General features: G+C 65.0%; 2 protein-coding genes. One reads left to right on the forward strand and one right to left on the reverse strand.

The window, feature by feature from the left end:
* Positions 1 to 752: GntP family permease (locus AC1D1G_RS44730; protein ID WP_477956889.1), on the reverse strand; the 752-nt coding region annotated here is incomplete at its 3' end.
* A 169-nt stretch (positions 753 to 921) separates the two neighbouring features.
* Here AC1D1G_RS44730 and AC1D1G_RS44735 point away from each other — a divergent pair.
* Complete coding sequence (locus AC1D1G_RS44735; RefSeq protein ID WP_477956890.1) at positions 922 to 1,824, forward strand: AraC-like ligand-binding domain-containing protein; 903 nt, start codon at positions 922 to 924, stop codon at positions 1,822 to 1,824.
* Positions 1,825 to 1,955: the final 131 nt, after the last annotated feature.

Here is a 1,955-nt window from a genome sequence, read left to right on the forward strand (position 1 = left end):
CGCTGCGCCTGGGCGACGCCGCCGCCGGCATCGGGCCGCGGGGTGGTCCCGCCGCTGCCGCCGTCGGTCCACTGGTCTTCTTCGTCGTCGACGACCGTCTGATGGAAGTGCTCTTCGTCCTTCTCCGGGTTCCACCAACCGCGGGTGAACAGGAAGGACATGATCGCGACCGAGATCGCCACGGTCGGGATCACCAGGATGAGTCCGAAGATCAGCATCTTGCCGAGCGGCACACCGAGTAGTCCGGCGAGGGCGAGGGCGCCGACACCGGGAACCATGAGCACGATGCCGCACTCGAGGCCGATGGCGAGGGCGGTGGCCATGCGTGCGGTCCCGACCCGGCCGACCTTCGGTGCGAGGTTGCGGGCGAGCGGGGCGGAGATGACGAGCAGGACGTCGAGGAAGATGGACTGCAGCAACGTCGCGATTGTCAGCGATAGCGCATAGGGCATTCGTTTCGGCCCGAACACGCGTAGAAGTGTCCCGACCAGGCGCTGGATCGCGCCCATTTCTTTCAGCATGGCGCCCATCAGGACGCCGAAGGCGATCAGAAGTCCCACTTCGGCCATGATGTCGCCGAAACCGGTGCTGATGACTTCCACCGTTTCGGCCGTGCCGAGTCCCGTCGTGAGTCCGAGGTAGGCGGATCCGACGACCAGTGACACCACTGGGTTGAACTTGAAACGCACGATCATCAGAACGACCGCCGCTACGGCGACCGTGGTGTTGATCAGGATTGCTACGTCTGACATGTGCGCGTCCTTATCGAGGAGGCGGGTAGTGACTGGTGTCACAGGTACACCCATATTATGAGCACACACTCACGATATAAGCAATGGGCCTTCGGCCTCGTGCGCCTTTCCGGTTGTTCCGGCAACCAGAAAGGCGCACGGGGGCCGAAGGCCCTGGAATACTCGACGCATGGTCGTGCTGGATCCGTTTGCGGTGGGACGGCCGACGGCCGCCGAGCGCAGAGCGTCGGAGGACTGGAGCGAGATCCAACTCTGGTCCGACCGCGTGTACATGCCCTATGTCGTGCGTCCGCTCGGTGCCGGGCTGTCACCCCGGTCGAGCATGTACTCCACGAAGATCGGCGACATCACCGTCACCCGGTTCTCCTACGGAATTCCCGTCTCGGTCGGCGACTTCTCGTCCGACGCCGGAAACGCGCTCGTTCTCACGACCATCCGGGGCAACGCCCGGCACCACCTCGACCACGACGCCACCGCGGACACACCGGTTGGTGACACGTTCGTCGCCGACTGCAGTCGCGTCGACTACCTCGTCGAGTTCTCGCCTGACCACGTCCAGCTCAATCTCACCGTTCCCCACACCCTGCTCGCTGACACGGCTGTGCGGTGGTGGGGATTCGACCCCGGAGATCTTCTCTGGCAACGCAAATGCGTCATCGGGGGCGGTGGATCCGGCTGGCAGGCGCTGCTCGGGTACGCCATGCGGACGACGGGAGAGCTACCCGGACACGCCACCGAGGGGCGCATCGGGCTCAACCTGCAGGAGTTGCTCGTCGGTCACCTGCTCACCGAATGGGCGGCCCGCACCGGAGTGGACCCGGACAGGTCCACCGGCCCGGCGGCGCCCGGCTATGTGCGGCACGCCGTCCAGTACATCCGGGAGTACGCCCGCGAACTGCCGACCGCCTCCGACATCGCCGACGCGGTGGGGGTCAGCGTCCGGACCCTGTCCGGGTCGTTCCGGAAATACCTGGACACCACCCCGGCCGAGTACGTGCGTGAGCAGCGGCTCCAGGGCATTCGGGATGTCATGTCTCAGGACTTGGAGGACAGATATGTCTCAGGACTTTGAGGACAGTTTCTGGTAACGCGTGGTCCTGTCGAGTGTAAGAGTGCGGACGGTCGTGTCGTCGATCATCACGACGACACGATCGCCCTGCCAGTAGAGGGTCGCGGTGGTGTTCTTGTGTCGGCGGCCGAGGA

The organism is Rhodococcus sp. P3_B8, assembly GCF_056402775.1.